Origin of the sequence: Streptococcus mitis (genome assembly GCF_003942795.1) — a bacterium.
Lineage (GTDB): Bacteria > Bacillota > Bacilli > Lactobacillales > Streptococcaceae > Streptococcus > Streptococcus mitis_BJ.
Genome location: NZ_RJNY01000061.1, coordinates 1 through 630 on the forward strand (window position 1 = coordinate 1; position 630 = coordinate 630).

Here is a 630-nt window from a genome sequence, read left to right on the forward strand (position 1 = left end):
ACGTATTATTAAAACAAATTTAGTTAAAATTCAGAGTAAAAGGATGTCTTTAGAAACTAATGATTTTATTCTTGAAACATCTAAATATATAAGAAGACAAGTAAGAAAAAATATTTTGAGTATTGAAGAAAGAAAAACTCAGGCAGATGAAATTCGAAAAAAATCTTTAGCAAAACGTATTATTAAAACAAATTTAGTTAAAATTCAGAGTAAAAGGATGTCTTTAGAAACTAATGATTTTATTCTTGAAACATCTAAATATATAAGAAGACAAGTAAGAAAAAATATTTTGAGTATTGAAGAAAGAAAAACTCAGGCAGATGAAATTCGAAAAAAATCTTTAGCAAAATTAAAGCTGCAAACTATAAAAAGAAAAAAATCATTAGATTATATCCAAGAAATAAATCCCTCTTATCTGGAACATTATCGCAAAAGATTTTTTAAAACACATGATTTACATGAAAGATTAGAAATCATTAGAGAACTTTCGAAGTATGATTCAAAGGAAGTTCATAATTTTTTCTATGCAATAAATGGTCATGTAAGAAATCAATCGCTAAAAAAAGAAGTTCAGTCGTACTTTCAAAGTTTATCTCTACCGTTTAGATTGAGTAGAAAAAAGAAAGGAAA

The 630-nt window shown here is 24.8% G+C and carries 1 pseudogene; it reads left to right on the forward strand.

The annotated features are described in order from the left end of the window. Positions 1–43: 43 nt before the first annotated feature. A pseudogene (locus D8847_RS10585) lies at positions 44–630 on the forward strand (toll/interleukin-1 receptor domain-containing protein); the annotation flags it as partial.